The 24457-nt window shown below is 71.0% G+C and carries 19 protein-coding genes; 10 read left to right on the forward strand and 9 right to left on the reverse strand.

All coding sequences use genetic code 11. The features are described from left to right. The coding region (locus tag ACIO6U_RS13580; RefSeq protein ID WP_401718581.1) for an LUD domain-containing protein at positions 1-855 on the forward strand (855 nt) is incomplete at its 5' end. Continuing rightward, positions 852-1511: a lactate utilization protein C gene (locus ACIO6U_RS13585; RefSeq protein ID WP_401718584.1), complete on the forward strand. Its 660-nt coding sequence runs from the start codon at positions 852-854 to the stop codon at positions 1509-1511. The genes ACIO6U_RS13580 and ACIO6U_RS13585, both read left to right, overlap by 4 nt. Here ACIO6U_RS13585 and ACIO6U_RS13590 read toward each other — a convergent pair. Both ACIO6U_RS13590 and ACIO6U_RS13595 read right to left on the reverse strand, forming a co-directional pair. Beyond that, a complete protein-coding gene (locus tag ACIO6U_RS13590; protein WP_355346613.1) occupies positions 1480-1857 on the reverse strand; it encodes a hypothetical protein in 378 nt (125 codons plus the stop codon). The genes ACIO6U_RS13585 and ACIO6U_RS13590 overlap by 32 nt on opposite strands. 84 nt (positions 1858-1941) lie before the next feature. Beyond that, positions 1942-3762, reverse strand: coding sequence for an ABC transporter ATP-binding protein (locus ACIO6U_RS13595; protein WP_401718587.1), 1821 nt, complete (start codon positions 3760-3762; stop codon positions 1942-1944). A 95-nt stretch (positions 3763-3857) separates the two neighbouring features. On the opposite strand from ACIO6U_RS13595, the gene ACIO6U_RS13600 reads away from it, so the two are divergent. After that, positions 3858-4373, forward strand: coding sequence for a MarR family transcriptional regulator (locus tag ACIO6U_RS13600; RefSeq protein ID WP_355346616.1), 516 nt, complete (start codon positions 3858-3860; stop codon positions 4371-4373). Between the two features lie 15 nt (positions 4374-4388). Here ACIO6U_RS13600 and mscL read toward each other — a convergent pair whose 3' ends face one another. Together mscL and ACIO6U_RS13610 are read right to left on the reverse strand one after the other, a co-directional pair. Further along, positions 4389-4829, reverse strand: coding sequence for a large conductance mechanosensitive channel protein MscL (gene mscL / locus ACIO6U_RS13605; protein ID WP_355346619.1), 441 nt, complete (start codon positions 4827-4829; stop codon positions 4389-4391). A gap of 87 nt (positions 4830-4916) precedes the next feature. Beyond that, complete coding sequence (locus tag ACIO6U_RS13610) at positions 4917-6701, reverse strand: carbohydrate-binding module family 20 domain-containing protein (protein ID WP_401718591.1); 1785 nt, start codon at positions 6699-6701, stop codon at positions 4917-4919. A gap of 440 nt (positions 6702-7141) precedes the next feature. Here ACIO6U_RS13610 and ACIO6U_RS13615 point away from each other — a divergent pair, with 440 nt between their 5' ends. After that, positions 7142-9016, forward strand: a complete 1875-nt coding sequence (locus ACIO6U_RS13615; protein ID WP_401718594.1) for an ABC transporter transmembrane domain-containing protein — start codon at positions 7142-7144, stop codon at positions 9014-9016. Then, on the forward strand, positions 9013-10794 hold the full coding sequence (locus ACIO6U_RS13620) for an ABC transporter ATP-binding protein (protein ID WP_355346627.1): 1782 nt from the start codon (positions 9013-9015) through the stop codon (positions 10792-10794). Before ACIO6U_RS13615 ends, ACIO6U_RS13620 begins: the two co-directional genes overlap by 4 nt. 69 nt (positions 10795-10863) lie before the next feature. Here ACIO6U_RS13620 and ACIO6U_RS13625 read toward each other — a convergent pair whose 3' ends face one another. Continuing rightward, positions 10864-11658, reverse strand: coding sequence for a metal-dependent hydrolase (locus tag ACIO6U_RS13625; RefSeq protein WP_355346630.1), 795 nt, complete (start codon positions 11656-11658; stop codon positions 10864-10866). A 133-nt stretch (positions 11659-11791) separates the two neighbouring features. Here ACIO6U_RS13625 and ACIO6U_RS13630 point away from each other — a divergent pair, with 133 nt between their 5' ends. Next, positions 11792-14305 carry a DUF3516 domain-containing protein gene (locus tag ACIO6U_RS13630; RefSeq protein ID WP_391045692.1) on the forward strand — a complete coding sequence of 838 codons (2514 nt, stop codon included), beginning with the start codon at positions 11792-11794 and terminating at the stop codon, positions 14303-14305. Positions 14306-14330: 25 nt separating this feature from the next. Continuing rightward, on the forward strand, positions 14331-15197 hold the full coding sequence (locus ACIO6U_RS13635; protein ID WP_355346636.1) for an acyl-CoA thioesterase II: 867 nt from the start codon (positions 14331-14333) through the stop codon (positions 15195-15197). Here the strand turns inward: ACIO6U_RS13635 and ACIO6U_RS13640 are convergent. The 3 genes from ACIO6U_RS13640 to ACIO6U_RS13650 all read right to left on the reverse strand — a co-directional run bounded on the left by ACIO6U_RS13640 (position 15084) and on the right by ACIO6U_RS13650 (position 17481). Further along, positions 15084-16520, reverse strand: coding sequence for a DUF6397 family protein (locus ACIO6U_RS13640; protein WP_401718599.1), 1437 nt, complete (start codon positions 16518-16520; stop codon positions 15084-15086). The genes ACIO6U_RS13635 and ACIO6U_RS13640 overlap by 114 nt on opposite strands. Positions 16521-16623: 103 nt before the next feature. Beyond that, a complete protein-coding gene (locus ACIO6U_RS13645; protein WP_188284368.1) occupies positions 16624-17028 on the reverse strand; it encodes a roadblock/LC7 domain-containing protein in 405 nt (134 codons plus the stop codon). A gap of 117 nt (positions 17029-17145) precedes the next feature. Further along, positions 17146-17481, reverse strand: a complete 336-nt coding sequence (locus ACIO6U_RS13650; RefSeq protein WP_355346642.1) for a YnfA family protein — start codon at positions 17479-17481, stop codon at positions 17146-17148. A gap of 13 nt (positions 17482-17494) precedes the next feature. On the opposite strand from ACIO6U_RS13650, the gene ACIO6U_RS13655 reads away from it, so the two are divergent. Next, positions 17495-18103, forward strand: a complete 609-nt coding sequence (locus ACIO6U_RS13655; protein ID WP_401718602.1) for a class I SAM-dependent methyltransferase — start codon at positions 17495-17497, stop codon at positions 18101-18103. A 561-nt stretch (positions 18104-18664) separates the two neighbouring features. Further along, positions 18665-19561 (forward strand): hypothetical protein, encoded by an 897-nt coding sequence (locus ACIO6U_RS13660; protein WP_401718605.1) that lies wholly within the window; start codon positions 18665-18667, stop codon positions 19559-19561. A gap of 141 nt (positions 19562-19702) precedes the next feature. On the opposite strand, the gene ACIO6U_RS13665 is transcribed toward ACIO6U_RS13660, so the two are convergent. Next, positions 19703-21082 carry an FAD-dependent oxidoreductase gene (locus ACIO6U_RS13665; RefSeq protein ID WP_401718608.1) on the reverse strand — a complete coding sequence of 460 codons (1380 nt, stop codon included), beginning with the start codon at positions 21080-21082 and terminating at the stop codon, positions 19703-19705. A 359-nt stretch (positions 21083-21441) separates the two neighbouring features. On the opposite strand from ACIO6U_RS13665, the gene ACIO6U_RS13670 reads away from it, so the two are divergent. Further along, entirely contained in the window at positions 21442-24432 is a 2991-nt protein-coding gene (locus ACIO6U_RS13670) for a carbohydrate binding domain-containing protein (RefSeq protein ID WP_401719714.1), read from the forward strand. Positions 24433-24457 lie beyond the last annotated feature (25 nt).

A 24457-nucleotide genomic window follows, 5' to 3' on the forward strand; every position in this document is an offset into this window, starting at 1 on the left:
GCCAACTTCATGATCGCCGACACCGGCACCCTCGTCGTCGTCGAATCCGAAGGCAACGGCCGCATGTGCCTCACCCTCCCCGAAACACTGATCTCCGTCGTCGGCATCGAGAAGGTCATCCCCACCTTCCAGGACCTGGAAATCTACCTCCAGACCCTCCCCCGCTCCTCCACCGCCGAACGCATGAACCCCTACACCACCCTGTGGACCGGCACCACCCACACCGACGGCCCCGAAAACTTCCACCTCGTCCTCATCGACAACGGCCGCACCGACACCCTCGCCGACACCACCGGCCGCCAGGCCCTGCGCTGCATCCGCTGCTCCGCCTGCCTCAACGTCTGCCCCGTCTACGAACGCGCCGGCGGCCACGCCTACGGCTCCCCCTACCCCGGCCCCATCGGCGCCATCCTCACCCCCCAACTCCGCACCACCACCACCGAACTCGACGCCTCCCTCCCCTACGCCTCCACCCTCTGCGGCGCCTGCTACGACGTCTGCCCCGTCGCCATCAACATCCCCCAAGTCCTCGTCCACCTCCGCGAACGCGTCGCCCAAGGCGCCACCACCACCCACAACGGCCAACGCGTCACCATCAAACCCGCCAAAGGCCACGCCGCCGAACGCGCCACCATGCGCGCCGCCCGCTGGACACTCGACCACCCCGCCCTCATGCGCCAGGGCCAGCGCCTCGCCACCCGCACCCGACACCTCCACCCCCAACGACTCCCCGGACCCGCCAAAGCCTGGACCGCCACCCGCGACCTCCCCACCCTCCCCCCACAGACCTTCCGCGACTGGTGGCAGAAAAACCAACCAGCCAACCACCCCCAGACCGAGGAGAACGGCCAGTGACCTCCCGCGACACCGTCCTCACCCGCATCCGCAACGCCCTGGGCACCACGTCGGACAGCCCGGCACCGGCCACCACGTACACAGCACGCGACTACCTCACCGTGCACGCGGACCGCACCCCGGAGGAGACCGCCGATCTGCTCGCGGACAACCTCGCCGACTACCGGGCGAAGGTGCACCGCACGGATCAGGCGGGGCTGGCACCCGCGGTGGCGCGGCTGCTGGTCGAGCGGGGTGCGCGGACGGCGGTCGTCCCGGCGGGGGTCCCGAGGGAGTGGCTGGCCGGGATCGGCGGGACACGGTTGCTGGACGACGTACCGCCGCTGACCGCGGCGCAGTTGGACGAGGTCGACAGTGTGATCACCGGCTGCGCGCTGGCCGTCGCCGAGACCGGCACCATCGTGCTGGACGCGGGCGACGACCAGGGGCGGCGGATTCTCACGCTCGTCCCCGACCACCACATCTGCGTCGTGCGGGCACCGGATCAGGTGGTCGCGTCGGTCCCCCTGGCTCTGCCTCGCCTGGACGCCACCCGGCCCCAGACCTGGATCTCAGGCCCCTCCGCCACCAGCGACATCGAACTCGACCGCGTCGAAGGCGTCCACGGCCCCCGCACCCTGGACGTCATCCTCGTGGGTCCGCCGCCGAGCGGCTGACCTTCAGCGCCCACACCACCAGAGGAATCTGGACGGGGAGCCGGGCGTAGGCCGCGGCCTTCAGGGGTGCGGGGCGATGCCGCCAGTCGTAGGCCATCTTGACGTTGGCGGGGAAGACGGCGGCGAAGAATCCGGCGGTGACCAGGGCGCCGGTGCGGCGGGTCGCGGGGAGGGCGACGGCGGCGGCCAGCGCGAGTTCGGCGACGCCGCTGGCGCGGGTCCAGGCGCGGGGGCTGCCCGGAAGGGACTCGGGCACGATCGCCTCGTACGGTCCGGGGGCGAGGAAGTGGGTGGCGCCGGCTCCGGCGAGCAGGCCGACGAGCAGTCGAGTGGAACGTGCGGGCACCGGGCACCTCCTGAGCGGGCGGGCGATTCCCGCCGCGCTCTCACCTTACTCATGAGTAAGGTCGGGGCGGCGGCCTCTTCCGCGTTAGGAGGCGGTGGTGGCGAGCTGCGAGTCGCGCCGTACGAGCGCGGCGTAGCGACCGTCCTGGGCGAGCAGTTCGTCATGCGTGCCGCGCTCCATGATCCGGCCCGCGTCGAGGACCACGATCTGGTCGGCGTCGCGCACGGTGGACAGCCGGTGGGCGATCGTGATGGTGGTGCGTCCCGCGGACAGCGAGTCGATCGCCTCCTGGACGTCGTGTTCGGTCCGGGTGTCGAGCGCGCTGGTGGCCTCGTCCAGGATGAGGACGGGCGGGTCGCGGAGGATGGTGCGGGCGATGGCCAGGCGCTGCTTCTCGCCGCCGGAGAAGCGGTAGCCGCGTTCGCCGACGAGGGTGTCGTAGCCGGCGGGCAGCCCGGAGATGTGGTCGTGGATCTGGGCGGCCTTCGCGGCGGCGCGGATCTCGTCGTCGGTGGCCTCGGGCTTGGCGAAGCGCAGGTTCTCGGCGACCGAGGCGTGGAAGAGGTACGTCTCCTGGGAGACGACGCCCACCGCGTCGGCGAGGGTGTCGAAGGTGAGGTCGCGTACGTCGGTGCCGTCGAGCGTCACCTTGCCGCCGGTCACGTCGTACAGCCGGGGCACCAGGTAGCTCAGGGTGCTCTTGCCGGAGCCGGTGGCGCCGACGACGGCGAGGCTGCTGCCCGCGGGGACGGTGATGTCGATGTCGCGCAGGGTCGGCGCGCCGGACTCGGGGTCGTAGGCGAAGTCGACGTGCTCGAAGCGGACGTCGCCGCGTACCCGGTCCAGGGTCCGGGCGTCGGGGCGCTCGGTGATGTCGACGGGCAGGTCGAGGTATTCGAAGATGCGCTGGAAGAGCGCGAGCGAGGTCTGGACGTCCACGCCGGTCGACAGCAGCGACACGGACGGGCGGAAGAGGCCCTGCTGGAGCGAGACGAAGGCGACGAGGGTGCCGATGGATACGGCGGGCGCGCCGTTGGACATGGTCAGACCGGCGGCCCAGTAGAGCAGTGCGGGCATCGCCGACATGACGATGCCGATGGTGGACATCCGCCAGCGGCCGGACATGCTGGAGCGCACTTCGAGGTCGACCAGGCGCTCGGACTCGGTCGAGAAGTCGCGGGTCAGGGAGTCGGAGCGGCCCATGGTGCGGCCGAGCAGGATGCCGCTGACGGACAGCGACTCGGTGACGATCGCGGACATCGAGGCCATCTGCCGCTGCCGGTTGGTGGCGATCCGCTTGCGTTCGCGGCCGACCCGGCGGGCGATCCAGACGAAGAGCGGGAGCAGCAGCAGCGAGACGACGGTCAGCCGCCAGTCGAGGGCGAGCATCGCGATGACGGAGGCGATGACCGCCGTGAGGTTGGAGACCAGGGAGGTCGCTGTCGAGGTGACGGTGGCCTGCATGCCGCCGATGTCGTTGGCGATCCTGGACTGCACCTCGCCGGTGCGGGTGCGGGTGAAGAAGGCCAGCGACATGCGCTGGAGGCGTTCGTAGACGGCGGTGCGCAGGTCGTGCATGACGCGCTGGCCGACGGTGGTGGAGATCAGGGTCTGGAGCACGCCGAAGACGCCGGTGGCGACGGCGGTGGCGATCATGCCGAGGGCGAGCAGGCTCAGCAGGCCGGTGCGGCCCTGCGGTATCGCGGTGTCGAGGATCGCCCGCAGCAGGAACGGCGAGGCGACCGAGACGAGGGAGGAGAGGCCGACCAGGGCGCCGACGACGGCGAGGCGGCCACGGTAGGGACGGAAGAGCCGCAGGATGCGACGCATGTCGACGGGGGTGTCGGGCTTCTTCTTCGGTGGTGTCCACCGGGAGGCGAGTTCTCGTTCGTGATCGGGGCGCAAAGGACTCCTTGAGAGTTCAGGCAGATGCTGACATTGGGAGTATAGGTCATTGTTACCTATGCTCACAATGGACATGGTCCTGATACGCTCGTCACATGGAATCCCGTACGACAGCCGTGCCGCCGGGCCCGGTGACCGCCGGCCTCGCCACGACCGCGCCGGACGAGATCACCGGGCGGCTCGCCGACCAGCTCATCCGGCTGAGCCGCCGCCTGCACAAGTCCCAGCGCCACCTCATGGAGCCGCTGGGGATCACCCCGGCCCAGGCGCGGCTGCTGCGCACCCTCGCGCACTGCGACGAGCCGCCGCGGATGGCCGATCTCGCCCAGCGCCTGGAGGTCGTGCCGCGGGCCGTGACGACCCTGGTGGACGCGCTGGAGGGGCTGGAGCTGGTACGGCGGGTGCCCGATCCGAGCAATCGCCGGGTGATCAGGATCGAGCTGACCGAGGCGGGCGGCGCCGCGCTGCTGGAGCTGCGCGGGGCCCGCCGTACGGCCGCCGCCGAACTGCTGGCCCCGCTCGACGACGGCCAGCGCGCGGCACTCACCGCGCTGCTGGCCGTACTCGACGAGGAGGCGCCGCACGGCGGCGGCCACCGGCCGTCGCGCTGAGCGGCGCCCGCGGGCTCACTCGGCCAGGTCCGCCGGGGCGGTCTGGCCGCCGATCTGCGGCCCGACCTCGGCGGTGCAGGCGCTGCACCGGCGGGCGGCGGTCGGTATCGCGGTCAGGCACTCGGGGCACTCGCGGACCGGGGCCGCCGCCGCCTTGGGGAAGAACCTCTCCTGCATGCGGTTCATCGGCAGGACGACCAGGAAGTAGATCACCGCGGCGACGATCACGAAGCTGATCACCGCGTCGATGAAGGCGCCGTAGGGGAAGGTCACGCTGGAGACCGTGAACTTCTGAGTGGCGAAGTTGCCCGTGGCGCCGGAGGCCAGGCCGATGAGCGGCGTCAGGAACGCCTTGACGAAGGCGGTCACCAGAGCGGTGAAGGCCGCGCCGATGACGATGCCGACCGCGAGGTCGACGACGTTGCCGCGGAGCAGGAACGTCCGGAAGCCTCTCATGGGTGGGGGGTCCCCTCTGTAGTCAGGAATTGGAACACCACAGTGTGCCGGTCCTCACCACAGAGGGGTAATCGGTCGATGAGCAGATCAATTACGCCAGGTGTCGTTGAGTGTGACCGCCCCGCTCGACGGGACCGTCGCCGTCCGGTTGGCGCCGGATTCCCACGTCACGTTGCCGCTTCCGTCCTTCCGTATGTACTTGTACTGGAACGAGGTGCCCGCGGGCATCGCCACGTTGAGCTTCCAGACCGGGTAGCTCGCCGACGACAGCAGCAGGGCGCTGCCGGTGTTCCAGTTGCCGAGGGTGGAGTTGTCGCCGACGACGTAGATGTTCTGGCCGAAGACCGTGGTGGCGTTCACCGCGAAGGACGCGGCGGACGACGGGTTGGTGCTGCCCCCGGTGCTGCCGCTCGTGGTGCCACCGTTCGTGGTGCCGCCGTTGGTCGTGCCCCCGTTCGTCGTGCCGCCGTTCGTCGTGCCGCTGCCGCAGGGCGCGCCGACGTACAGCGCGACCGCGTCGTTGGAGCCGATGGTGGCGGTGAACTTGCCGTCGGAGCCGACGGTGTAGCTGGTGCCGCTGTGCTGGACGTCGCAGTAGGAGCCGGCGGGCAGTGAGGTGGTGAAGGTCTGGGTGAGCGAGCCGCCCTCGTGGTTGATCGCCACATAGCCCTTGCCGCCGCGGCCGAACGCGATGGCGTTGTTGCCGTTGGACCACCAGTTGGTGACGGCGGTGCCGGAGACCGCGTTGCGGAAGCCGACCATGTTGGCGATCTGCGGCCAGGCGTGCTGGCACTTCCAGCCGTCGCTGTAGCAGGCGTTGACGGTGCCGCCGTTGGGCGCGCCGGCGTCGTTGTTGGAGAACTCGTAGCCGGAGTAGACGTTGGGCGAGCCGTACGGCCAGGCCAGCAGGTAGACGTTGGCGAGGGTGTACGTGGCGCCGTTCTTGTAGCTGAGGGTCGAGCCGTTGCGCTCGGTGTCCCAGTTGTCCACGAAGGTGCGGGCCTTGTCGCTCGACAGGTAGCCCGCGCCCCACGACGCGCCCCAGTTGCTGAGGGAGGCCAGCTTGTCGCCGGTGAAGATGCGCTTGAGGTCGAAGGCGCCCTGGAAGGCGTCCACGTCACCGGTGTTGACGTACTCGCTCGGCTGCACGGCCTCGCCCGCGCCGTAGATGGCCTCCTGGGCCCAGTAGATGCCCGGATTGCTGAGCTTGGCCTTGATGGCGGCCAGGTCGGTCTCGGCCATGTGCTTGGCGGCGTCCACCCGGAAGCCGTCGACGCCCAGCGCGATCAGGTGGTTGAGGTAGGCGGCGATGGTGCCGCGCACGTAGTCGCTGCCGGTGTCGAGGTCGGCGAGGCCGACCAGCTCGCAGTTCTGGACGTTGTTGCGGTCGCCGTAGTTGTTGATGTCACTGCGGCAGGTGTGGAAGTCCTGGTTCTGGTAGTAGCCCGGGTAGTTGTACTTGCTGTACGTCGTACCGCCCGTGCCGGTGCCCGAGCCCGACGTCATGTGGTTGATCACCGCGTCGGCGACGACCTTGACGCCCGCGCTGTGGCAGGTGCTGACCATGTTCTGGAACGAGCTCTCGTTGCCGAGCCGCCCGGCGATCTTGTAGCTGACCGGCTGGTACGAGGTCCACCACTGGTCGCCCTGGATCTGCTCGGAGGCCGGGGAGACCTCGACGAAGCCGTAGCCCGCGGGGCCGAGGGTGTCCGTGCAGGCCTTCGCCACGGAGTCGAACTTCCACTGGAAGAGAGTGGCAGTGACGTCCTTGCTGCCGGGCGGCGTGGCGTCCGCCTGTTGCGAGGAGAGGGCGAACAGACCGGCGGCGGCGACGATCGCGGCCAGCGCGCCGTTCAGGACGCGGGATCTCATGGGCGGCTCCTTCGGTGAACGGGCAGAGTTCTGCCCTCGAAGGCAGCCACGCGCCTGGCCGCCGGGTGGGGGGTGCGGGCCCCGTTGTCCTCGGGGCCCTCGGGTTCCGCCCAGGAGCTTCCCGCCGTGTGTGCGTACACGTCAAGATGTCGGCGGAAGAACTTTCGCTGTTTTGCTGCAAGTTGTTGCCGAAACACCCCTCCGCGGACCTCGGCTCGTTCCCGTCGCTCACCGGAAAACCTGTTGACCCGGTACGGGCCGCAAGACGAGCCTTGCTCCTCTCCGACCGGATTCCGGCGGGATGTCCGCACGGGCGGAGTCGTCAGGTACGCGGCTGCCCGCCGACATCTCGCGCGAACCTCCGGCGGCCGTATCCGCAACCCGCGGCCGTAGCCTCGTCCGCCGACACTCGCTCACACCCGCACCGAACTCAGGACACCATGCCGTCCCTCCGTAAGCTCCCCCTGTCCGATCCGGGCGTCCCCGACGCCCGGACGGGATTCCGCTTCCTGCTCTGGCTGTCGTTCCGCGAGGGGAAGGGCCTGGCAGCCGCCACCGCGTGGGGCATCCTGCACATGGCGGCCGTCGCGTCGTTCCCCGCCGCCGTCGGAATGGCCGTGCAGTCGGTCGTGGACCGCTCGGGGTCGCGGCTGGCGCTGTCGGGCGGGCTGATGCTGCTGCTCGGCGTGCTCACCGCGCTCGGCGACACGATGCTGCACCGTACGGCCGTCACGAACTGGATCAGCGTCGCGGCGCGGGTCCAGCAGTTGCTCGCCGGTAAGACGGTCGAGCTGGGCTCGCTGCTCACCCGCCGGGTCGCTGCGGGCGAGGTCGTCGCGGTCAGCACCGGAGACGTGGAGAAGATCGGGTGGTTCGTCGAGGCGCTGGCGCGCTTCACCTCCGCTCTGGTCGCCACGGTCGGCGTGGCCGTCGCGCTGGTCGTCTACGAGCCCGCGCTCGGGGTGATCGTGGCCGCGTCCGTACCGGTGCTGGCGCTGGCCGTACTGCCGCTGCTTCCCGCCGCCACCAAGCGGGCCGACCTCCAGCGGGAGAAGGCGGGCAAGGCCACGGAACTGGCCTCCGACACCGTCGCCGGGCTGCGGGTGCTGCGCGGCATCGGCGGCGAGGAGCTGTTCCTCGACCGCTACCGTCGCGCGTCCCAGCAGGTCAGGACCGCCGCCGTGCACAGCGCCCGGATGTGGGCGGCGATCAGTGCCGTCCAGGTGGTGTTGCCGGGGCTGCTGCTGGTGGCCGTCGCCTGGGACGGCGCCCGGCTGGCGATGGACGGCCGGATCTCGGTCGGCGCGCTGGTGACCGTCTACGGCTCGGTGGCCTTCCTGATGTTCCCGCTGCGGAATTTCGAGGAGATCGCCATGGCCTGGTCCTTCTCGCGGCCCTCGGCGAAGCGGGCCGCGCGCGTACTGGCGCTGACCCGGGAGACCGCCGGGGGCGCGGCCGTCTTCTCCGAGGGGAGCGTCGCTCCCGAGGAGGCGGGCGCTCTGGTCGGGGAGATGTACGACCCGGAGTCGGGGCTGCGCGCTCCGGCCGGGCTGCTGACCGCCGTGGTGTGCGGCGACCCGGACGCGGCGGGCGTACTGGCCGACCGGCTCGGCGGGCACAGCCCGGTCCGCGCCGAGGGCGAGGCGTCGGCGCTGCTGGGCGGGCGGGCACTGGACGCGCTGCCGCTCGCGGCGGCCCGCGCGGCCGTGCTCGTCCAGGACAAGGACCCGGTGCTGCTGTCGGGAACGCTGACCGAACTGCTGGGTGTGCCGTCCTCCGGCCGGGTCACGGCGGAGCAGGCCCTCACCGCCGCGCAGTGCGCGGACGTGCTGGACGCGCTCGCGCAGTCCGCCGCCGACCCCGCGGGGGTGGCGGGCGACCCGATGTCGGCGCGGATCACCGAGCGCGGCCGGTCGCTGTCCGGCGGCCAGCGGCAGCGCCTGGCACTGGCCAGGTCGCTGATCGCCGATCCCGAGGTGCTGGTGCTCGACGAGCCGACCTCGGCGGTCGACGCGCACACCGAGGCCAGGATCGCGCGCGGCCTCAAGGAACTGCGGGCGGGCCGCACGACGGTGGTGCTCACGTCGAGCCCGCTCGTGCTGGACCGCGCCGACCTGGTGGTCTTCGTGGACGAGGGCACGGCGACGTCGGTCGGAGACCACCACGAACTGCTGCGCACCGACCCGCGCTACCGGGCGGTGGTGACCCGCGAGAGCGAGCCGTCCGACGACCGCGATCCCGGCCACAGCCCCGTCACCGCGTCCGTCGCGGGCTCCGGGGCCGTACCCCACACATCGATGGAGGAATCCGCATGATCGGCCTGCGACCGCCGGAGTACGACCCGGCCGCGCCGCAGCAGAGCGCCACGCTGCCGGTGGGCTCCCCCGCGACCGTGCGCGGCTATGTGCGCGAACTGGCGAAGCGGCATCGCGGTGCCTTCGCCCTGCTGGTGACCGTCAACACCGTGTCGGTGCTGGCCTCGATGGTGGGGCCCTACCTGCTCGGCGGTCTGGTCGAGGACCTGTCGAAGGGCGACCGGGACATCCATCTCGGGCGGGCTGTCAGCCTGTTCCTGGCCGCCCTCGTGGTGCAGGCGTACTTCGTGCGGCTGGTACGGCTGCGCGGCGCGATCCTCGGCGAGGAGATGCTGGCCGATCTGCGCGAGGACTTCCTCGTACGGTCGGTGTCGCTGCCGCCGGGTGTGCTGGAGCGGGCGGGCACGGGCGATCTGCTGTCGCGGATCACGACGGACATCGACCGGCTGTCGAACGCGATGCGCGAGGCGGTGCCCGAGTTGGCCATCGCCGTGGTCTGGGCCGGGCTGCTGCTCGGCGCGCTGACCGTGACCTCGCCGCCGCTCGCCCTGTCGGTGCTGGTCGCGCTGCCGCTGCTGCTGGTCGGCTGCCGCTGGTACTTCCGGCGCGCCCCGGGGGCCTACCGCTCGGAGGCGGCGGGGTACGCGGCGGTGGCGGCGGCGCTGGCGGAGTCCGTGGACGCCGGCCGCACCATCGAGGCGCACGGTCTCGGCGACCGGCGCGAGAAGCTGTCGCGGCAGCGGATCGGGCAGTGGGTGGCGTGGGAGCGCTACACGATGTGGCTGCGCAGCGTGCTGTTCCCGGTGATCAACATGACGCACGCGCTGATCGTGGTCGCGGTGCTGATGATCGGCGGCAGCTTCGCCCTCAACGGCTGGATGACGGTCGGCGAGCTGACCACGGGCGCGCTGTACGCGCAGATGCTCGTCGACCCGGTGAACATGATCCTGCGCTGGTACGACGAGTTGCAGGTCGCCCAGGTGTCGCTGGCCCGGCTGGTCGGGGTGCGCGAGGTGGCCGAGGACGAGCCGGACCACACGGTCTCGCCCGACGGCCGCGAGATGGCCGCCGACCAGGTGCGGTTCGGCTACCGGGCGGGCAGCGACGTGCTGCACGGCGTGAGCCTGACGGTGCCGCCGGGTACCCGGGTGGCGCTGGTGGGCCCGTCAGGCGCGGGCAAGTCCACGCTCGGGCGGCTGCTGGCGGGTATCTACGCGCCGCGTGCGGGCGAGGTCACGCTGGGCGGCGCCCAGCTGGCCCGGATGCCCGCCGAGCGGGTGCGCGAGCATGTGGCGCTGGTCAATCAGGAGCACCACGTCTTCGTCGGCACGCTCCGCGACAATCTGCGGCTGGCCCGGACCGGTGCCACCGACGACGAGCTGTGGACGGCGCTGCGCGCGGTGGACGCCGAGGACTGGGGCCGCAATCTGGCGGACGGTCTCGACACCGAGGTGGGCTCGGGCGGCGCGGTGCTCACCCCGGCGCAGGCGCAGCAGCTCGCGCTGGCCCGGCTGGTGCTGGCCGACCCGCACACCCTGGTGCTGGACGAGGCGACCTCGCTGCTCGACCCGCGCGCCGCCCGCCATCTGGAACGCTCGCTGTCCCGGGTGCTGGACGGCCGTACCGTGATCGCCATCGCGCACCGGCTGCACACCGCGCACGACGCGGATGTGATCGCGGTGGTCGAGGACGGCCGGATCAGCGAGCTGGGCAGCCACCACCAGTTGGTGGACGCCGACGGTGCCTACGCGGCGCTGTGGCGGTCCTGGCACAGCTGACCGCGGTGATGTGGCGCGGGGCCCGGCGGCACTGCCGCCGGGCCCCGCTCGCGTGCGAGGGGTCCCGCGTCAGCCGAAGACGCCCAGCGCGCCGAGCGCGCAGCCGCCGCCCGCCAGGAAGAAGACCGGGGTGAGCACCTTCAGCTCCACCCAGCTCCCGGCCCGGAAGCGCATGAACTTCGGCGGTCCCATCGGGTACCAGCGGCGGCGGCCAATCGGGATCGGCCACAGGATCGGGCAGCCGGAGACGGTCAGCGCGTCACCGACGCAGTGCACGAGCGAGCCGAGCACGATGGGCAGCCCGATCCACAGGTAATGCTGGCCGGGATCGGTGAACAGCCAGTCCTTGCCGTTGCCCGGATTGTCGAGCACGTCGGCGAGCACCCAGGCGCTGGTGGCGCCGAGCAGCCACACCAGCACATCACTGGACATCCGGGCCTGCCGCCACAGCAGTCCCTCGACGGCGAGCACCATGTGTATGAACAAGATGACCAGCACCACCCAGCGCCCGCCGTAGACCGCGCCGGCCGAGAAGCCGCCGCCGACCAGGACCGCCCAGAGCCAGGTATGGGTGAGGGTGCGGTGGCCGCCCGCCCGTCGCGGGTCGCCCTGCATCCGGGTCGCCTTGTAGACGGCGTGCGCCAGGTGCTCGATGATCTTGCACAGCACGCGGGAGATCGGACCGAACGCGCGCGAGATCGTCGCCGCCTGATGGTCCAGGTCGGGGGCGAGCGCGGCACCAGCACAGATCAGCGCACCGACGACGAGCGTCGGCCAGGGCATGGCATGATCCACACCCGCCGCGACCGCTCCGACGGCCAGCCAGGCCGCCGCTCCCGAGAGTGAGTGCGCAGGTCCCATCATGGTGGTGCTCAGCCCCCTACAAGGCCGCCCGCAGGCGGAGTTGACGCATCGTTGACGGCACACCATATCGTTGATGATCACCGCGGCCCGCTCCGGTTCCGCCGCGCGCCGCCGGTACAGGCAAGATGGTGGGGTGACCCTTATCGATCAGATGCCTCCCGCCCCGGACCCCGATGCCCTCTTCGAAGCGTTTTCGACGTGGGCCGAGGGTCAGGGGATCACTCTCTATCCGGCGCAGGAGGAGGCGCTCATCGAGGTGGTCTCTGGTGCGAACGTGATCCTTTCCACCCCCACCGGATCGGGAAAGAGCCTGGTCGCGGCCGGTGCGCACTTCGCCGCGCTGGCCCGGGACGAGGTCACCTTCTACACCGCGCCGATCAAGGCGCTGGTGTCGGAGAAGTTCTTCGACCTGTGCAAGCTGTTCGGCACCGAGAACGTCGGGATGCTGACCGGTGACGCCTCGGTCAACCCGGACGCGCCGGTGATCTGCTGTACCGCCGAGGTCCTCGCCTCCATCGCGCTGCGCGACGGCAAGAGCGCCGATGTCGGCCAGGTCGTGATGGACGAGTTCCACTTCTACGCGGAGCCGGACCGGGGCTGGGCCTGGCAGATCCCGATCCTCGAACTGCCCCAGGCGCAGTTCCTGCTCATGTCGGCGACGCTGGGGGACGTCTCCCGCTTCGAGGAGGATCTGACCCGCCGGACCGGCCGCCCCACGGCGGTCGTGCGCTCGGCGACCCGGCCGGTGCCGCTGTCGTACGAGTATGTGACGACGCCTTTGACGGAGACGCTGACCGAACTGCTGGAGACCCGGCAGTCCCCGGTCTACATCGTGCACTTCACGCAGGCGGCGGCCGTCGAGCGGGCCCAGGCGCTGATGAGCATCAACATGTGCACCAAGGCCGAGAAGGACGCCATCTCCGATCTGATCGGGCACTTCCGCTTCACCACCACCTTCGGCCGCAACCTCGCGCGCTTCGCCAAGCACGGCATCGGCGTCCACCACGCGGGGATGCTGCCCAAGTACCGGCGGCTGGTGGAGAAGCTCGCCCAGGCGGGCCTGCTGAAGGTCATCTGCGGCACCGACACCCTCGGGGTCGGCGTCAACGTGCCGATTCGCACCGTGCTGTTCACCGCGCTCACCAAGTACGACGGCACGCGGGTGCGGACGCTGCGGGCGCGGGAGTTCCACCAGATCGCGGGGCGCGCCGGGCGGGCCGGTTTCGACACCGCCGGGTTCGTGGTGGCGCAGGCGCCCGAGCACGTCATCGAGAACAAGAAGGCGCTCGCCAAGGCCGGGGACGACCCGAAGAAGATCCGCAAGGTGGTCCGCAAGAAGCCGCCCGAGGGCTTCGTCAACTGGTCGGATCTCACCTTCGAGAAGCTGATCGCCGCCGAGCCGGAGCCGCTGACCTCCCGCTTCCGCGTCACCCACACCATGCTGCTGTCGGTGATCGCCCGGCCCGGCAACGCCTTCGACGCGATGCGGCACCTGCTGGAGGACAACCACGAGGACCGCCGCCATCAGTTGCGGCACATCCGCCGGGCCATCGCCATCTACCGCTCGCTGGTCGACGGCGGTGTGGTCGAACGCCTCCCCGAGCCGGACGCCGAGGGCCGCATCATCCGGCTGACCGTCGAACTCCAGCAGGACTTCGCCCTCAACCAGCCGCTGTCCACCTTCGCCCTGGCCTCCTTCGAACTGCTCGACAAGGACTCCCCCTCCTACGCCCTGGACATGGTCTCGGTGGTGGAGTCCACCCTCGACGACCCGCGGCAGATCCTGGCGGCCCAGCAGAACAAGGCCCGTGGCGAGGCCGTCGCCGAGATGAAGATGGACGGTGTCGAGTACGAGGAGCGGATGGAGCGTCTTCAGGACGTCTCCTATCCCAAGCCCCTCGAAGAGCTGCTGTCGCACGCCTACGGCATCTACCGCCAGAGCCACCCGTGGGTCGGCGACCACCCGCTGTCGCCCAAGTCCATCGTCCGTGACATGTACGAACGCGCCATGACCTTCGGCGAGTTCACCTCCTACTACGAGCTGGCCCGCACCGAGGGCATCGTGCTGCGCTACCTGGCCGGCGCGTACAAGGCGCTGGAGCACACGGTGCCCGACGACCTGAAGTCGGAGGACTTCCAGGATCTGACGGCGTGGCTGGGCGAGTTGGTGCGCCAGGTCGACTCCAGCCTGCTGGACGAGTGGGAGCAGCTCGCCAATCCGGAGGTGGAGACGGCCGAGCAGGCGGCGGAGCGGGCCGACCAGGTCAAGCCGGTCACCGCCAACTCCCGCGCCTTCCGGGTGCTGGTGCGCAACGCGATGTTCCGCCGGGTCGAGCTGGCGGCGCTGGAGAAGTACCACCAGCTCGGCGAGTTGGACGCCGAGGCCGGGTGGGACGCCGACACCTGGGCGGAGGCGATGGACGCGTACTGGGACGAGTACGACGACCTCGGCACCGGTCCCGACGCGCGCGGCCCGAAGCTGTTGCAGATCGAGGAGCAGCCGGAGCACGGCTTGTGGCGGGTCCGGCAGACCTTCGCCGACCCCAACGGTGACCACGGCTGGGGGATCTCCGCCGAGGTCGACCTCGCGGCCTCCGACGAAGAGGGCCGCGCGGTGATCCGGCTGACCGACGTCGGCGAGCTGTGATCCGGTGCACGACGAAGGGGACGCGATGACGAACCCGGCCGAGAGGCTGGTGGATCTGCTCGACCTGGAGCGGATCGAGCAGGACATCTTCCGCGGGCAGAGTCCGCAGGAGCGGTTGCAGCGGGTTTTCGGCGGCCAGGTCGCCGGGCAGGCGCTGGTCGCCGCGGGCCGCACCACCGACGGCGGGCGGCCGGTGCACTCGTTGCACGCGTACTTCCTGCGGCCGGGTCGGCCCGGCGTGCCCATCGTGTACCAGGTCGAACGGGTCCGTGACGGCCGTTCCTTCACCACCCGGCGGGTGGTGGCGATCCAACAGGGCCGGACGATCTTCAACCTGACCGCCTCCTTCCATCAGCCGGAACCGGGATTCGAGCACCAACTGCCGATGCCCGAGGTGCCCGAGCCCGACGACCTGCCGGGACTCGGCGAAGAGCTGCGTGCGCATCTGGACGTGCTCCCCGAGGCGCTGGAGCGGATGACCCGCCGCCAGCCCTTCGAGATCCGCTATGTGGAGCGGCTGCGCTGGACGCCCGAGGAGATCGAGGGCGCCGAGCCGCGCAGCGCGGTGTGGATGCGCGCGGTCGGGCAGCTCGGCGACGACCCGCTCGTGCACACCTGCGCTCTCACCTACGCCAGCGACATGATGCTGCTGGACGCCGTACGTGTGCCGATCGAACCGCTGTGGGGACCGCGGGGGTTCGACATGGCGTCCCTCGACCACGCCATGTGGTTCCACCGGCCGTTCCGCGCCGACGAGTGGTTCCTGTACCAGCAGGAGTCACCTGTCGCGACGGGTGCCCGCGGTCTGGCGCGGGGGCAGATCTTCGACCGGCGGGGACGTCTGCTGGTCTCGGTGATGCAGGAAGGGCTGTTCCGCAAGATCGGCGGCTGACCCGCGTCCGCGCAGCAGTCCCAGCAGCCCGCGTCGCGGGCGCCTGCCCTCCCCCACCGGCCTGCCCGGCGGCCGGGCGGCGCCCCGCTTCCGGTGCGGCGCCGCGTGCCGGGCCCGCTCGGGCGCGGGCCTCCCTCCCGTGTGCGAACCGCCTGGCTCACTCGGCTCCGGCTCCAGCTCCGGCTCTAGCTCCGGCTCCGGCTCCGGCTCCGGCTCCGGCTCCTGAAGTCGTTCAGGCTGCCGCGGCACCCGCTCCACAGGCGGGAGCGCGAGCGGCGGACGGTCGGCTGGGGCGAACGCCGGGTGCGGTGCGGGCTGTTCGGTCCGGGCGCGGCCCAGCGCGTCCGCGAGGGCGACCAGGGCCAGCGCGATCTCGTCCGGATGGTCGGCGGTCGTGAGGCTTCTCGTCAGCTCGGGTGAGGCGAGCGGTCCCGGGCGGCCCGGCGGCAGCGCCGCACGGATTCCGCGCAGGCGGGCCCGGTCGAAGGGGTCGGGCACGGCGTCGTCGGTCACCTCGGGACCGAGCAGCGCGGCCCAGACGGCGGCCTCGTCCCAGGCGTCATGGCAGTCCCGTACGAGCTGGGCGACCCGGCGGGACCGCCAGCCGAGGGCCCGCTGATCCTGCCCGGCGTCCAGCGCGTCACGCAGTCCCGCGGGCAGCCGCCCCTTCAGCATCGCGGGGCTCGCGGCGGCGAACTCCCTCAGCTCATGGCCGAGATACACCCACACCAGCGCCCGGTACCGGTTGACGTACCAGCGCACCGGGCGGATCAGCCCGAGCCTCGCCAGCCGTACGAGGCGGTCCCGGCTGATCCCGATCATCGCCGCGCCCTCGGTGCTGGTCACCAGTCGGAGCCGGTCGAGCAGCGCCTGCGGATGGCCTTCCGCGTCCCGCAGCCGGGTCACCTCGTCCACGGGCACCCGCCACTGGCCGCTGCCGCGCGAGACCGTGCGGATCTCGCCGAGTTGGAGCGCCAGCTCGAAGAGCGTGAAGTCCAGGCCCAGCTCCTCCCGCGCCCGGTTCAGCGTCAGCGTCTCCGGCGCCGCCCGCCCGCCTCCCGGCCCTTGTCCCGCCCCGCCGCCGGGCGTCCACGCCACCTGCCGCGTCTCGACGGTCGCCGTACCCGCGCTCGTCGCCGCCGCCGTCCCGGCCCTTGTCCCGGCCGCTCCGGCTCTCGCCCCGGAAGCCGCCGAGGCACCCGTCCCCGGCGTCGAGGCGGGCACCGTCCCCGTCGTCGCCTTCGCGTTCTTATTCGGCGTTGTCGTCGCTGTCGTCGTTGTCGTCGTTGTCGTCGTGGTCTTGGCCGTCTTCGTCGTCTTCACTGTCGTCACTCCCCCGCGAACTTCGATCACTGACAGTGACGAATCTATCGCGTACGGACGACAGCCCGTTCGAAGCCTGTGGATAACTTCGGGACGCCCCGGCTCAGGAAGGTGCCGCGCCCGGTTGCCGGGGAGCCACGCCGAGGTGTTCGCCGACGCGGTGGACGAGCAGCGTCATCTCGTAGGCGACCTGGCCGACATCGGCCTCCATGCCGCTGAGCACGGACAGGCAACTGCCGTCGCCCGCCGCGGTGACGAAGAGGAAGCCGTCGTCGAATTCGACCATCGTCTGACGCACGCCGCCGACGGCGAACTGCCGCCCCGCGCCCTTGGCCAGGCTGTGGAAGCCCGAGGACACGGCGGCCAGGTGTTCCGCGGTCGGCCGGTCGAGATCGCCGCTGGCGCCCGTGACCAACCCGTCGTTGGAGAGCACGAGCGCGTGCTTCACGTGCGGCACCCGCTTCGTCAGGTCGTCGAGCAGCCATGCGAGCGGTTTGCCCACCGTCATTGCCTACCTCCCGTCTCCGCTGCGGTACGAGCCTGTCCTGCCGGGCCCGCTTCGGCAACCCCCTCTCGGGACGGGCGGCGCCCGACCGGAGCCGTGAAAGGAGGCAACCGGCGGAAATCAGCCGCCGCGTGGCGCGTACATGATGACACCCACTCCGACCAGGCAGATGACCGCTCCGACGATGTCGAATCGGTCGGGACGGTAGCCGTCGAGAGCCATCGCCCACAGGAGAGATCCGGCCACGAAGACCCCGCCGTAGGCCGCCAGGATCCGGCCGAAGTCGGCGTTGGGCTGGAGTGTGGCGACGAAGCCGTAGAGGCCGAGCGCGACGATTCCGGCTCCCGCCCAGCCGACGCCGCGGTGTTCGCGCACCGCCTGCCAGATCAACCAGGCACCGCCGATCTCCAGGACGGCGGCGAGCAAGAAGAGCCCGATGGAGCGGAACGTGATCATGCGACCATGATGCATGGCCAGTTTCGAGAGCGGGCGCCGCCAGGTCAGGGAGTTCTTCGCCGCGAAGGCCGTGGGGTGGGAGAAGCGGTTCCCCGACGACACCCCCGTCTACGCGGCGGCGGTCGGCGAGTTGGGGCTGCGGCCGGGCGGCCGGGCACTGGACGCGGGCTGCGGTACGGCGCGGGCGCTGCCGCTGCTGCGGGCCGTCGTCGGTGCGGCGGGCACGGTGGTCGGTGTCGATCTGACCCCGGAGATGCTGCGGGAGGCCGTCGCCCTCGGCCGGGACCGGGACGGAGCGCTGATCGAGGCGGCCGGCGAGGAGCTTCCGTTGCGGGACGCGGCTTTCGACGCCGTCTTCGCCGCCGGACTCGTGCACCATCTGCCGGACCCGGCGGCCGGACTGCGCGAATTGGCCCGGGTGACCAGGTCCGGCGGCCGGTTGGCGCTCTTCCATCCGATCGGCCGCGCCGCCCTCGCCGCCCGCCGCGGGCACGAACTGCGCGCCGACGACGTACGCGCCGAGCCGCAACTGCGTCCTCTGCTGGCCGCGACCGGCTGGGAACTGGCATCGCTGGACGACTCCGCGGAGCGGTACCTGGCGGTGGCCGTCCGACACGCCTGACCCTGCTCGGGGCTGCGGCGCGCACATCGGCGGCGTCCGGGACCGCGGCCAGCGCGTCGGCGTGCTCCGCCAGCGAGTAGCCGAAGTCCGCGGGGCGGTCGCTGACGCCGAAGCCGGGCAGGTCGACGAAGAGCGTACGGCGGTTCACGAGCGCGGGATGCGCCGATATGTGCGCGGTGTACGCGCCCGAAGCCGCTCCCAGTCCGTGCACATGGACGCGGACCGGCCCGTCGCCCGCCGCCTCCGTCCACCGCACGTACGCACCCTGCGGTCCGCATTCCGTCTGTCGCACCGCTGGCTCACCATCGCCCGTGCCACCAGCCGCGCCGAACTGGCTTGGCTGCGAACGACGTTGACCGCACTCGACGCGAAGAGCTGACCGCGCGGCCGGGAACGGGCCGACGCCGGGCGATCACCAGGTGCGGACCGTCGGGAAACCGGCCGTCCGGCGCCGTACCGCCCGAGCGGATTTCCGGCCATCGCGACCTCTCGACGCGGAGGTTACTCGCTGGTTAAGGTGCGCGGACGAGAGACGGCGGGCGAGGCGAGAGGGAACGACGGATGACCGCGGCCGAGAACCCGGAGGACGACGACGCGCTGTTCGTGCTGACGGCCGCGATGCTGACGCCGGGGCAGTTCCCGGGCGTCCTGGGGGACGACTATCCGGCCGCTTGCGCCGAGTTGGGGCTCGAACCCCTGGCCGACGGCTACGGCCTGGTCTTCGGGCAGGACGGCGGCGGGGCGCGCTGGACCGTGGCGACGACGGACACCGCCACGGTGGCGTGCGCGCTGGCAGCCTGGGACTGCGGACTCGAGTACGACCTGGCGCCCGACGAGAACAGCCTGGCCGCCTCGCTGCCGGGCTGGCCGCTGCCGGTCGCCGTCGCCGTGCCCGGCATCCCCGCCCCGCACGACCCGACGGACGAGGGCGGGCGTGTCCCGCTCTCCCCGCCCGACACCTCCGTCTGGGGTCCGCCGCAACGGCGCCTCGGGGCCGACGAGATCGCGGTCCGCTGGTTCGAGTGGCGCGACCAACTCGACGTACCGACGGAAGCGGCTCAGGAGGCGGCCGAGGACGCGGCGGCGGACGCGAGCAGGGATACGGATACGGGTACGGACGCAGGCACGGTCACCGACGCCGGAACAGCCGTCGGCACCGGGACGGAAGCCGAACCCCACAACCCGGCCGCCCCGCCGGCCATCTCGCACACCGGCATCCGCCGCGTCCTCGAAAGCGCGGAGGAGTACGTACGCAATCCGCCGCCACCCGGCCGCGTACGGGCCGCATATGGTGCGGTGCGGGCGGACGGACCCGGCTGGAGTCTGGTGGGCAGGACCGACGACATCGCCTTCGTGCTGCTGGACGACGCGCCCGGCGAGGTGCTGCCGGTCGGCCGCGGCGCCGCCCTGCCGCCGTTGCTGGAAGCCCTCAGCAAGCTGGCCGCGGCCCCGTCCTGACCTCGAAGCCGCGCGAAGAGCCGCGAACGCCCATCAGGACACGCGGGAACCCGCAAGGACGCGCAAGCTCTGCAAAGCCCTGCAAGGCACCCCAGGGGCCCGGAAGCGCAAACCGCCGCATATTGCTGCCGAAAACCGCCGTCAGCCCGCTCTGACGTCCGCCGCCACCGCGTCCGCCGCCTTGCGCGCGGCGACCAGCACCGGGTCCCACACGGGTGAGAACGGCGGCGCGTAGCCGAGGTCGAGCGCGACCATGTCCTCGACCGTCATCCGCGCGGTGAGCGCGACGGCCCCGACGTCGACCCGCTTGGCGGCGCCTTCGCGGCCGACGATCTGGAGGCCGAGCAGCCGCCCTGTGCCGCGTTCCGCGAGCATCTTGACGGTCATCGGGTCGGCGTCCGGGTAGTAGCCGGCCCTGCTGGTGGACTCGATGACGGCGGTCACGTAGCGGAGTCCGGCGCGGCGCGCCTGGGACTCCTTGAGGCCGGTGCGGGCGATCTCGACGTCGCAGACCTTGCTGACGGCGGTGCCGACGACCCCGGGGAAGGTGGCGTAGCCGCCGCCGATGTTGGTGCCGATGATGCGGCCGTGCTTGTTGGCGTGGGTGCCGAGGGCGATGTGCTGGAGGTCGCCGGAGACGAGGTTGAGGACTTCCACGCAGTCGCCGCCCGCCCAGACCCGCTCCTGGCCGCGTACGCGCATGGCCAGGTCGGTCAGCAGGCCGCCGTGCGCGCCCAGCGGCAGTCCCGCGTCGCGGGCGAGCGCGGTGCCGGGGCGTACGCCGATACCCAGGATCACGATGTCGGCGGGGTATTCGGCGTCGTCGGTGGCGACCGCGCGGGCCCGGCCGTCGGCGCCGGTGAGCACCGCGCGGACGGCCGCGCCGGAGACGACACGGACGCCGAGTCCCTCCATCGCGTCGCGCACCAGGCGTCCCATGTCGGGGTCGAGGGTGCTCATCGGCTGCTCGGCGCGGTCGACGAGGGTCACGTCGAGGCCGTGCTTCAGCAGGGCCTCGGCCATCTCGACGCCGATATAGCCGCCGCCGACCACCACGGCGCGGCGTACGCCGACCCCGCCGAGGCTGGCCAGGACGCGCTCGCCGTCGTCCAGGGTCTGCACGCCGTGCACGCCCGGCGCGTCGATGCCGGGGACGGGCGGCCGTACGGGTTCCGCGCCGGTGGCGACGACGAGGTGGTCGTAGCCGGTCCACTCCTCGCGGCCGTCGGCGTCCCGCGCCCGCACCCGGCCGGCGGCGAGGTCGATGTCGACCACCTCGGTGCCCATCCGCAGGTCGATGTCGCGCTCGCGGTGCTCCTCGGCGGTACGCGCGACCAGCGCGTCGGGGCCCGCGGTGTCGCCGCCGATCCAGTACGGGATGCCGCAGGCGGAGTACGAGGTGTGCCGTCCGCGTTCGAACGCGACGATCTCCAGGTCGTCCGCCGCTCTGCGGCGGCGGGCCTGGGACGCGGCCGACATCCCGGCGGCGTCACCGCCGATGACCACCAGACGCTCCGTCATCTTCCGTGGGTCCCCTTCCGCTTACGGTCCGCCGGAGTCCGAGGCCGGGGTCCGGGTCCGGTCCGTACGGTTCTACGACCGGTCGGCCGGGTACGTCACCCGCCCGTCTCGGGAACCCTACGCGGCGGCGCGGCGGGACCCGGGAACGCAACCCCGTCAGACCTCTTTACGTCCATGACATGTCCCAGTAATCTCACGACCGTTCTCGCAGCAACTTGTTGCAGCAACTTGCGCAATTTATCCGGCCGTTTGTTCCGTGGCGCGCGGACGTACGGCTTCCTCCACCGGCCGCCCTCGCGGCCCCGTCCGAGGAGCACGACGTGACCGTCGCTTCGCGCCACAGATATCGACCAGGTCCGCTGACAGCCGTGGTGGCTGTCGTCTTGGGACTCCTGGCGACCCTGCTCCCCTCCCTGTCCACCGGTTCCGCGCACGCCGCCTCGGCGGCGGGCTCGAACACCGCAACCGTCTACTACTCCACCGCGACGACCAACTGGTCGTCGTACAACCTGCACTGGGCGCCCGACGGCGGGACCTGGACGACTGTGCCCGGCGTCGCCATGCAGAGCGCCTGCACCGGCTGGGTGAAGAAGACCGTCGACCTCGGCGCGGCCACCGGCTGGCAGGCGACCTTCAACAACGGCCAGGGCACCTGGGACAACAACGGCGGCAAGAACTACGCCCTGGGTACTGGCACCATCACCGTCAACAACGGCGCCATCGCCCACAGCGACCCGTGCGCGAGCGGCGGGGACCCGGGCGGCGGCGAGACGGGCAGCCCGTCCGGCACCTCGGCCACCGTCTTCTACTCCACCGCGACCGTCGGCTGGACCACCGTCAATCTGCACTACGCGCCGACCGGCGGCGCGTGGACGACCGTGCCGGGCATCGGCATGGAGGCGGCCTGCACCGGCTGGGTGAAGAAGACCGTCGACCTCGGCACGGCCGCGGGGCTCGCCGCCACCTTCAACAACGGCAACGGCACCTGGGACAACAACAACGGCGCCAACTACGCGCTGTCCAAGGGCGTCAGCACCGTCAAGGACACCAAGGTCACGGCCAACGCGGCCGATCCCTGCGCGGCCGTCGTCCCCGACACGACGCCGCCGACCGTCCCCGGCACGGTGAAGGCGACCGCGACCGACACCTCGATCGTGGTGACCTGGAATCCGTCGACCGACGACACCGGGGTCACGGGCTACCGGGTCACCAGGACCGGCGGCACCAAGGGCACGATCGTCACCAGTGTCGGCTCGACGGTCTTCTCCGAGTCCGGCCTGGAGGCGGACACCGCCTACACGTACACCGTCCAGGCGCTGGACGCAGCGGGCAACATCTCCGCCGCCTCCGCTCCGGCTCGGGCGACCACCGGCCACGCGCCGCCGCCCGCGACTCCGGGCACACCGATCGGCACCGACCCGCGCAAGGACCCGATCTACTTCGTGCTCACCGCGCGCTTCTACGACGGCGACACGAGCAACGACCGCGGCGGCAACCAGCACGTGGCGTCGGGGAACGCGGCCAACAACGACCCGATGTTCCGGGGTGACTTCAAGGGCCTGGTGCGGAAGCTCGACTACATCAAGGCGCTCGGTTTCTCGGCGATCTGGATCACGCCCGTGGTGCTCAACCGCAGCGACTACGACTACCACGGTTACCACGGCTGGGACTTCTACCGGGTCGACCCGCGCCTGGAATCGGCCGGGGCGTCGTATCAGGATCTGATCAACGCGGCTCACGCCAAGGGGATCAAGATCTACCAGGACGTGGTCTACAACCACAGTTCCCGGTGGGGCGCCAAGGGGCTGTTCGTGCCGACGGTCTACGGCGTCAGGGACTCGCAGTGGTCGTGGTACTACGACGAGAAGGAGCAGGGCTTCGAGTACGACGGTCTGACGATCGATCCCAAGACCGGCAAGTCGTACTACAACGGCGATCTGTGGTCCACGGCCGAGCCGTCCGGCAATACGTGCCTGAACTGGGGCAAGCCAACGGGGCAGAAGAGCCCTGAGGGCTACACGATCTACAACTGCCAGTGGCCGAACCCCACGTCGAAGATGTTCCCCGCGTCGCTCTACCACCAGTGCTGGATCGGCAACTGGGAGGGCGAGGACTCGCGTTCCTGCTGGCTCGCCGACGACCTCGCGGACTTCAACACCGAGAACGCGCAGGTGCAGAACTATCTGATCGGCGCGTACAACAAGTACATCGACATGGGGGTGGACGGCTTCCGCGTGGACACCGCCGTGCACATTCCGCGCGTCACCTGGAACCGGCGTTTCCTCCCCGCGATCCAGCAGCGCGAGGTCCAGGACTGGGGTCCCGAAAAGGCGCGGAACTTCTTCGTCTTCGGTGAGGTCGGCGCTTTCGTCAACGACAAGTGGAACCGCGGATCGGTCAACCACTCGGCGCAGTTCTACACCTGGAAGGAGCGCAAGGAGTACAGCGCGGACGACGCCACCGCGTCGATCGAGCAGTACAACTACGAGGAGCAGCTCGGCACCGGAAACCAGCCGACGTCCGCGAACGCCTTCCTGGAAGGGAACGCGTATCACACCCCGGACCACAGCAAATTCTCCGGGATGAACATCATCGACATGCGCATGCACATGAATTTCGGTGACGCGCACAACGCCTTCAACAACGGCAAGGACTCGGACGACTCGACGAACGACGCCACGTACAACGTCGTCTATGTCGACAGCCACGACTACGGTCCCAACAAGTCGTCGGTGCGCTACACCGGCGGACAGGACGCGTGGGCCGAGAACATGGCGCTGATGTGGACCTTCCGCGGCATTCCGACGCTCTACTACGGGTCGGAGATCCAGTTCCAGGCCGGGAAGACGATCGACTGCGGGCCGAGCTGCCCGCTGGCGACGACGGGGCGCGCGTACTACGGCGACCATGTGGCGGGCACGGTGACGGCCTCGGAGTTCGGGAAGGTCGACAGTGCCTCGGGGGCGGTGGCCACCACTTTGGCGCAGCCTCTGGTCAAACACCTCCAACGGCTGAATCTGATCCGGCGCGCCATTCCGGCGTTGCAGATGGGCCAGTACAGCACCGAGGGGGTGAACGGCGGCGGCATGTCGTTCAAGCGCCGTTACACCGACACCGCGTCGGGCGTCGACAGCTTCGCGCTGGTGACGGTGACGGACGCGGCGTCCTTCAGCGGCGTCCCCAACGGCCGTTACGTGGACGCCGTCTCGGGTGACGTGCGGACCGTGACGGACGGGACGCTGGCCGTCGCGGCGCCCGGCAAGGGCGACATGCGGGTGTACGTGCTCGACCTGGGCGGCAAGAACGCGGCGCCCGGCAAGATCGGTACGGACGGCCCGTACCTGAAGTAGCCCGACCGGCCCGGCCGGCGGCGGA

It is taken from the genome of Streptomyces sp. NPDC087422 (assembly GCF_044744145.1).
Taxonomy (GTDB): domain Bacteria; phylum Actinomycetota; class Actinomycetes; order Streptomycetales; family Streptomycetaceae; genus Actinacidiphila.